Genomic DNA, 7,913 nt, shown 5'->3' on the forward strand with positions numbered 1-7,913 from the left:
CGGACCAGTCAACGCCGCCTAAACGGTAAAGTGCTAAGTAGGCCTACTATGTGCAGGAGCCAGCGTGCCTTCAGCTACACCTTCGTCCGATCAGACCACCACCTACGGCGAATTTGAGTTCATCGTGGTCTCCAACCGGTTGCCCGTGGACCGCGTGGCAGACAACGGCGGCAGCTCCTGGCGCCGCTCCCCCGGCGGGCTCGTCACCGCACTGGCACCGGTCATGGCCAAGGCCGACGGCGCCTGGGTGGGCTGGCACGGCGCCCCCGATGAGTCCCTGGACGCCTTCGACCACGACAACATGCGCCTGGTCCCGGTCCCCCTCGCCGCGGATGAGGTGGAGTTCTACTATGAGGGCTTTTCCAACGCCACCCTGTGGCCGCTGTATCACGACGTCATCGCCCCACCCGAGTTCCACCGGCACTGGTGGGACTCCTACCGTCGCGTCAATGAGCGTTTCGCCAAGGCGGCAGCAGCGGTCGCGGCCGAGGGCGCCACGGTCTGGGTGCAGGATTACCAGATGCAGTTGGTTCCCAAGATGCTGCGCGCCGCCCGCCCCGATCTGAAAATCGGGTTTTTCAACCACATTCCCTTCCCACCCCTGGAAATCTTCGCCCAGCTGCCCTGGCGCCGCCAAGTGATTGAAGGTCTCCTCGGTGCCGACCTGATCGGCTTCCAGCGTCCCAGCGACGCCAGTAACTTCCTGCGCTGTGTCCGCCGCTTTGTGGGCCACACCGTCCGCCAGCAACAGGTCCAGGTGGAGGTCGAGGAGGGCGGCCCCACCTACACGTCCCGGGCCGACGCGTTCCCCATCTCGATCGACGTGGACCAGATCATCACGCTCGCCAACCGCGAGGACATCATCGAACGGTCCAAGGAGATCCGCCGCGAACTCGGCAACCCCAAGCACATCCTCCTCGGCGTCGACCGCCTGGACTACACCAAGGGCATCGGCCACCGGCTGAAGGCGTACGAGGAACTTCTCGCCGACGGCAGCGTCCGGGTTGAGGACGCCGCCCTCATCCAGGTGGCCAGTCCCAGCCGGGAACGGGTTGAACAGTACCGGCTGCTGCGCGAGGAGATTGAAGGCGCCGTCGGCCGGATCAACGGCACCTACGACACCATCAAGAACACCGCCATCCGCTACCTGCACCACAGTTACCCGGTCGAGGAAATGGTTGCCCTGTATCTGGCCGCGGACGTCATGCTGGTCACCGCGCTGCGCGACGGCATGAACCTCGTGGCCAAAGAGTATGTGGCGGCCAGGACCGGCAACCGTGGGGCGCTGGTGCTCAGCGAGTTCGCCGGCGCCGCCGATACCCTCCGGCAGGCGGTCCTCGTCAACCCGCATGACATTGACGGCCTCAAGGCAGCGATCGTCACCGCAGTTGAGATGAGCCCCGCCGAATCGACCCGTCGCATGCGCATCATGCGCCGCCAGGTGCTGCAGAACGACGTCGAACGCTGGTCCAAAGCCTTCCTCGCCGCCCTGCAGGAAGGCAACCACGAACACCCCCAGGAGACACCGCATGTCTGAGAACCTGAGCACCGATCTGCTGGCCGCCCTGGAAACGATCGCCGCCGCCGATCATTTGTTGATCGCCCTCGACTTCGACGGCACCATGTCTCCGCTCGTGCCACTCGCCGCCGATGCCAGGCCTCTTCCCGGTTCAGCCTCGGCGCTCTCGGCGTTGGGGCAGCTGCCGGAGACGACGACGGCGCTGGTCTCCGGGCGCGCCCTCGACAGTCTGCGCGCCGTCGCGACGCCGGACCCTGAGACTCTCCTGATCGGCAGTCACGGCGCGGAGACGTGGACCGGCCCCGACGGCGCACCTCTGACGCTCACCGCGCAGCAGACCGATCTCCTGCGCCGGGCCACCGACGCCGTGCAGCGGGTCGTGGACGCCCATGCGGGCACGGTGCTTGAAACCAAGCCGGCCGGCGTCGTCCTTCACACCCGGACCGCCGACGACGACGTTGCGGCTGCCGCAACCGACGCCGCGCGGACTGCCCTGAACCAGTTGGAGGGCGCACACATCACCGACGGCAAGCGTGTTCTTGAGACCTCGGTATTGAGCGCCGACAAGGGGCAGGGCATCCGTTCGCTCAGGAAGTACACCGGCGCCACGGCCGTCCTCTTCGCCGGCGACGACGTTACCGACGAGCACGCCTTCGCCGCCCTCGGGGCGCAGGACCTTGGCATCAAAATTGGTGACGGCCCCACCCAGGCCCACCACCGGATCGGGTCCCCCGCCGAACTGGTCGCAGTGCTGGAACACATCCTCGCGCTTCGCCGCGCCAATGCGTAAACCGAAATAATCTGCCATACTCAGATTCTGTGACGCACACCACTCGTGCCGCCTCACTGAGGCGTCGCCTGTCGGGTCCGGCACGGATAACTGAATATTCTCCATTCACAACGGATCGTCGGGCACGTACCTGCCCGTGAAAAGGAAAAGACACCATGGCAACGGTAACGTTTGACCAGGCAACACGCCTGTACCCGGGAACAGACAAGCCCGCGGTTGACAAGCTTGACATTCAGATCGCCGACGGCGAGTTCCTCGTCCTCGTGGGCCCCTCAGGTTGCGGCAAGTCCACCTCGCTGCGGATGCTCGCCGGGTTGGAAGACGTCAACTCCGGCCGCATCCTGATCGGTGACCGTGACGTCACCGATGTTCCGCCCAAGGACCGCGACATCGCAATGGTCTTCCAGAACTATGCGCTCTACCCTCACATGTCGGTCGCCGACAATATGGGCTTTGCACTGAAGATCGCTGGCGTCTCCAAGGAAGAGCGGGCCGAGCGGGTCCGCGACGCAGCGAAACTGCTTGACCTTGAGCCGTACCTCGACCGCAAGCCGAAGGCCCTCTCCGGTGGCCAGCGTCAGCGCGTGGCCATGGGGCGCGCCATCGTGCGTAACCCGCAGGTCTTCCTGATGGATGAGCCGCTTTCCAACCTCGACGCGAAACTCCGTGTGCAGACCCGCACCCAGATCGCCTCGCTGACCCGCCGGCTGGGCGTCACCACCGTGTACGTCACCCACGACCAGGTGGAGGCCATGACCATGGGAGACCGCGTCGCGGTCCTCAAGGACGGTGTCCTCCAGCAGGTTGACACCCCACGCAACCTGTACGAGCGGCCAGTCAACGTCTTCGTTGCCGGCTTCATCGGGTCGCCCGCCATGAACCTGCTGGAACTTCCAGTGACCGACGGCGGCGTCCTCTTCGGCGGCACCACCTACCCGGTTGCCTTCGAGGTGCTCGACGCAGCACACGGCGGCACTGTCACGCTGGGTGTCCGTCCGGAAGACCTGCAGATCGCCGAAGGCACCCAGGGGCTTCAGGTGGAAGTTGACGTCGTCGAGGAACTGGGCGCCGACGCTTACGTCTACGGCCACACCAACCTCAACGGGGAGGAACAAGTCATCGTGGCACGCGTCGACGGACGGCGCCCACCCATGAAGGGTGACACCATCTACGTCACCCCCGAGAAGGGCCACGTGCATCTCTTCGACATAAAGACCGGACTCCGGCTCGCCGACCACGTCTAAGCTAGCCCCGCTGTCCGAGCGGAATAGACCCGAGTACGGTGGTCTGTGGATTGATCGTTGATCCGCGGGCCGCCGTACTTCGTTAACAGGTAAACAGTTACAACAAAGGGCAACACATGAACGATGCGCCAGACGCCGAGTGGCACGACGAACCGACCGACTGGGACCAGCCGGGGAAGTTGCCCCGCACCAAGGGCGCCCCGGATCCAGGAAGCCTTGGCTCACTGAACATCACTGCCGCGGCGACCGATCCTGAGTTGTTGGACCTACCGTGGCACATCGGGCTGGAGGACTGGCCCGCCCAGTATCTGGCCGCGCTGCCCCGCGGCATCTCCCGGCACATTGTCCGTTTCGCCCACCTCGGCGGTTCGGTCATCGCCATCAAAGAGACCAGCGAGCATGTGGCCCGGCACGAGTACCACATGCTCCGGAAACTGCGGCGCCTTGACGTTCCCAGCGTTGAGCCGGTCGCCGTCATCACCGGGCGCAAAGCCCGCGATGGCTCTGACCTTGATCCCGTATTGGTGACCCGGCACCTGAAGTTTTCCATGCCGTACCGTGCCCTGTTTTCCCAGACTCTCCGCCGGGATACGCTCACCCGGCTCATTGATGCCCAGGCACTCCTCCTTGTCCGGTTGCATCTCATCGGGTTCTACTGGGGCGATGTGTCGCTTTCCAATACGTTGTTCCGTCGCGATGCGGGTGCGTTTGCCGCGTACCTGGTCGACGCCGAAACAGGTGAGCTCTATCCCGGGCTTTCATCCGGGCAGCGGGAGTATGACCTGGAGATTGCCCGCGTGAATATTGCTGGTGAACTGATGGACCTCGCCGAGGGTGGTCTGATTGAGGAAAAGGTCGATCCCCTCGCAACCAGCGAACTCATCATGGACAGCTACCGGAGGCTCTGGGCCGAGCTCACAGATCAGGAGTCATTCGACCTGAACGACCGGTGGCGGGTGAACGCGAGAATCCGTCGGCTCAATGAGTTGGGGTTCGACGTCGAGGAGTACGCCATCCAGACGGAAGCCAACAGCTCGCAGATCCAGTTGCAGCCCAAGGTGGTCGACGCGGGCCACCATAGCCGGCGGCTCTTGCGGCTCACCGGGTTGGATGCGCAGGAGAATCAGGCAAGACGACTCCTCAACGACATGGACGCCTACCGGGCAGACAACAACCCTGACGTGGACGAGGAGTTGAGCGCCCATCTCTGGGTGACCCAGGTGTTCGAGCCGATTGTGCGGGCCGTCCCCCGGGAGCTGGGTCGCAAGCTGGAGCCGGCCGAGGTGGTCCATGAGGTGCTGGAGCATCGCTGGTACATGTCGGAAAAGCAGGATCGCAACGTCCCCATGGCTGAGGCTGTCCAGTCCTACCTCGACTCGATTCTTGTCCACCGCCGCGACGAGGCGGCCATCATGCTGACCGATGACACCAAGACGATGGACATCCTTGGCGGCGGGGCCAGGGATTCGCCCTAGCCAGGTAAGCCCTGAGACACAGGGCTTACCTGCCCACTAGGGGTGCCGAGCGACCTAAGGGCACTCGATCGGGCTGCCCTCAAAGGTTTGAGGTCCCGGGCCTACTTGCTCGCAGAACTCGACAACTTCAACAGCGTAGGGCAGGGCGGCAATGACCACGACGACGATGACGATTGTCGCGATCACCGCTAGCGCCCCGATGATGATGCCTGCCAGAGCGAAGCCATTCCCCATCCGCGCCTTACGGGACTTCACCATCGCCACAATACTGACGATTAGTCCCACCACATTGAGGAACGGAATCAGCGAGAGTATGAAACCGACGATGCCGAGGGTTTTGCCTGGGTTCTCGGTCGGCTGCCCGTAACCGGGGCCGGACCCGTAGGGGCCCTGGCCGTATCCACCCTGCTGGCCATAGGGAGCCTGCTGTCCATAGGGCGACTGCTGCTGACCGTAAGAGGTGGGTTGGCTACCGGGGGCTGGCTGCTGCCACTGCTGGCCGGCCGGATACTTTTTCGGATCGTCTCCCTGGCCGCTCTGCTGGTTGGGCTGATTGCCCGGGTAGTTTTCCGACACGTTGAATCCCCATTCATGGTTGTGGTGCTGTCCGCTGACAGCTGCGTCAGCCCTCATTCTATCCACGCGAAGCTAAGCCCTCGCGATGATCGCCTTACCCGGGTTGAGGATGCCGCGCGGATCAAACACTTCCTTAATCCGCCGCTGCAGTTCGAGCACTCCTTCGCCCTGTTCCCAGGCCAACCATCTCAGCTTGTACTGACCTACACCGTGCTCCCCGGTGATCGTCCCACCCACGTCGAGCGCGAGCCGCACCGATTCATCCAGCGCGAGCTCTAGCCGGGCTACACCCTCCTCACCCTCGGCAGCCGACACCCAGAAGGTGGGATGGAGGTTTCCGTCACCAGCATGGGCAACCACCTTCAGCAGCACCTCATGATCGGACGCCACCCGTTCGAGTTCGGCAATGTAGGTCACCAGCTGGGACCGAGGCACCGCGACGTCCTCTCCCACCCGGAATTCGTCGTCGACCTCGTCACCCCGGCTGTGTCGCCGGAGGTCGATCAGCCGAGCCGCCTCCTCTGCATCCTGCGCGCTCACGGTCCCGCCCAGCTGTGTCAGCACCCTGCGGACAACGGCGGCTTCCGCCTCGGCTCCAAAACCGTCCGTCTGGATGAGGAGCAGTGCGCCTCCACGCTCCCTCAGATCAGAGCCGTGCGCACCGTCCAGCGCGGCGAGGGTCATCCCATCCAGCAGCTCCATGATCGCTGGCTGCACCCGGGCCCTGCCCACCGCCAGGACCCCGGCCGCCGCGGACTGCACATCGGGGAAGAACACGGCGAGCGTCTGGACCCTGTGTGGAATGTACCTCAACCGCACCGTGATCCCGACGACGATCCCCAACGTACCCTCCGACCCGACGAACAGGGAGGTCAGGTCATACCCGGCCACACCCTTGAACGTCTGGACACCCGTATGAATGAGCGTTCCGTCGGCGAGGACCACATCGAGGGCGAGGATCGAGTCCCGGGTCACCCCGTACTTGGCGCATCGCAACCCGCCCGCATTGGTGGCAACATTGCCGCCGATAGTCGAGATGCGATAGCTGGCCGGATCTGGCGCGTACATGAGTCCGTGGTTGGCGACGGCCTCGTTCAGGTCGGCATTGATCACACCGGGCTCTACTACAGCGACCTCATCGAGTGGGCGTACGTCAACGATCCGGTTCATCCGCTCAAGGTTGAGAACAATACAGTCCTTGGTGGCGTGCGCTCCGCCGGAGACGCCGGTGCCGGCACCCCTCGCAACAATGGAGACCCGCCGGGCCTGCGCCCAACGAAGGATCAGCTGCACCTGCCCGGTATTCTCAGCCCAGACGACCGCCAACGGCGTCTGAAGGTCCAGTATTGGCCCCTGATCGCGAGCATAAAGGGCGACGGCGGCCGGTTCGCTCACGATCGCGTTCTGCGGAAGAAGGGCAGCAAGCTCTGCCACGAAGTTCTTGGTCACTGGCCACCGCCCATGAAACGGTTGAACTTATCGAGCGCCAGCGGCCAGAAGTCTCGGTAAATGGCGCGCTCCTCAACGGATGACGGTTCAGTGGTCCAGCCGCTGTGGATGATCGCCGCCGTGGTCCCACCGCCTTCCGGGCGAAAGTCGATGGTCAGTTCAGTGGGTGCTCCACCACCCGGTTGATGACGCCAGATCATTTCCAGCCGGGTGTCCTCCTGTGTGCGCCGGACCTCAGCCCACACCGCCTCCTCCTCGTCGGCGGACGTCTCGACCAGGGCGTTGTCTTCCAGGTCGAAGAAGCTTCCTATTCCCCAAACGCTGAGCCCGTCCGCCGGCCACCAGAGATGAATGTGCTCGGTGAAGCCGGCGAAGGCATGCTCCACCGTGACCGGGAGCGCTGTGGCGACCTCAAGCGCCGCGACACGATGAAATTGCTGAGGCGGCGGGGCTGCGTTTGAAAACAAATCACTCATACCCCGACTTTACCGGTGGTGCTTAAGTGCGAAAGGCCCCACCGTGGGTGGGGCCTTTCGTTAATGGTTGTCCGGCGGTGTCCTACTCTCCCACACTCTCTCGGGTGCAGTACCATCGGCGCTGTGGGTCTTAGCTTCCGGGTTCGGAATGGGACCGGGCGTTTCCCCCACGCTGTGACCGCCGTAACCCTTTTACCCGTTCCGCCCCGTAACATGTTTTGGGGGGTGGGAAGTATGTGGTTACAACATGACAAGTTGTTTACCTGTATGTAGTTATGTTCCAGTGTTGTTTTTCTGGAGGGTTCCGTTGTTGGTTGGGAACCGCATAGTGGACGAAAGCAGCATATCTTTTACACCATCCGTGGTGTGAACGTCTTTTGATGC

7 protein-coding genes and 1 rRNA gene are annotated in these 7,913 nt (G+C 63.6%); 4 read left to right on the top strand and 4 right to left on the bottom strand.

Features of this window, described 5'->3' with window-relative positions:
- The first annotated feature begins 64 nt into the window (after positions 1-64).
- The 4 genes from IWX62_RS10430 (at position 65) to IWX62_RS10445 (ending at position 5,028) form a co-directional block, all read left to right on the top strand.
- Complete coding sequence (locus IWX62_RS10430) at positions 65-1,537, top strand: alpha,alpha-trehalose-phosphate synthase (UDP-forming) (protein ID WP_196841339.1); 1,473 nt, start codon at positions 65-67, stop codon at positions 1,535-1,537.
- The gene (otsB, locus tag IWX62_RS10435) at positions 1,530-2,309 is read left to right on the top strand and encodes a trehalose-phosphatase (RefSeq protein WP_196841340.1); all 780 of its coding nucleotides are present in this window, start codon (positions 1,530-1,532) and stop codon (positions 2,307-2,309) included. Before IWX62_RS10430 ends, otsB begins: the two co-directional genes overlap by 8 nt.
- Before the next feature lie 155 nt (positions 2,310-2,464).
- A complete protein-coding gene (locus IWX62_RS10440; protein WP_196841341.1) occupies positions 2,465-3,553 on the top strand; it encodes an ABC transporter ATP-binding protein in 1,089 nt (362 codons plus the stop codon).
- A 116-nt stretch (positions 3,554-3,669) separates the two neighbouring features.
- Positions 3,670-5,028, top strand: coding sequence for a DUF4032 domain-containing protein (locus tag IWX62_RS10445; RefSeq protein ID WP_196841342.1), 1,359 nt, complete (start codon positions 3,670-3,672; stop codon positions 5,026-5,028).
- Between the two features lie 54 nt (positions 5,029-5,082).
- On the opposite strand, the gene IWX62_RS10450 is transcribed toward IWX62_RS10445, so the two are convergent.
- The 4 genes from IWX62_RS10450 to rrf form a co-directional block, all read right to left on the bottom strand.
- The gene (locus IWX62_RS10450) at positions 5,083-5,661 is read right to left on the bottom strand and encodes a DUF4190 domain-containing protein (protein ID WP_196841343.1); all 579 of its coding nucleotides are present in this window, start codon (positions 5,659-5,661) and stop codon (positions 5,083-5,085) included.
- Between the two features lie 15 nt (positions 5,662-5,676).
- A complete protein-coding gene (locus tag IWX62_RS10455) occupies positions 5,677-7,053 on the bottom strand; it encodes an FAD-linked oxidase C-terminal domain-containing protein (protein WP_196841344.1) in 1,377 nt (458 codons plus the stop codon).
- On the bottom strand, positions 7,050-7,529 hold the full coding sequence (locus IWX62_RS10460) for an SRPBCC domain-containing protein (protein ID WP_196841345.1): 480 nt from the start codon (positions 7,527-7,529) through the stop codon (positions 7,050-7,052). The genes IWX62_RS10455 and IWX62_RS10460 overlap by 4 nt, the downstream gene beginning before the upstream one ends.
- 69 nt (positions 7,530-7,598) lie before the next feature.
- Positions 7,599-7,715: ribosomal RNA gene (gene rrf / locus IWX62_RS10465) — 5S ribosomal RNA — on the bottom strand.
- Between the last annotated feature and the right edge of the window lie 198 nt (positions 7,716-7,913).

Origin of the sequence: Arthrobacter sp. CAN_A1, assembly GCF_015751665.1 — a bacterium.
Classification (GTDB): Bacteria; Actinomycetota; Actinomycetes; order Actinomycetales; family Micrococcaceae; genus Arthrobacter_D.

Coding starts and splice junctions, on each gene's coding strand:
- otsB (WP_196841340.1), top strand. CDS start 1,530: ATGTCTGAGAACCTGAGCACCGATCTGCTGGCCGCCCTGGAAACGATC.
- IWX62_RS10440 (WP_196841341.1), top strand. CDS start 2,465: ATGGCAACGGTAACGTTTGACCAGGCAACACGCCTGTACCCGGGAACA.
- IWX62_RS10445 (WP_196841342.1), top strand. CDS start 3,670: ATGAACGATGCGCCAGACGCCGAGTGGCACGACGAACCGACCGACTGG.
- IWX62_RS10450 (WP_196841343.1), bottom strand. CDS start 5,661: ATGAGGGCTGACGCAGCTGTCAGCGGACAGCACCACAACCATGAATGG.
- IWX62_RS10460 (WP_196841345.1), bottom strand. CDS start 7,529: ATGAGTGATTTGTTTTCAAACGCAGCCCCGCCGCCTCAGCAATTTCAT.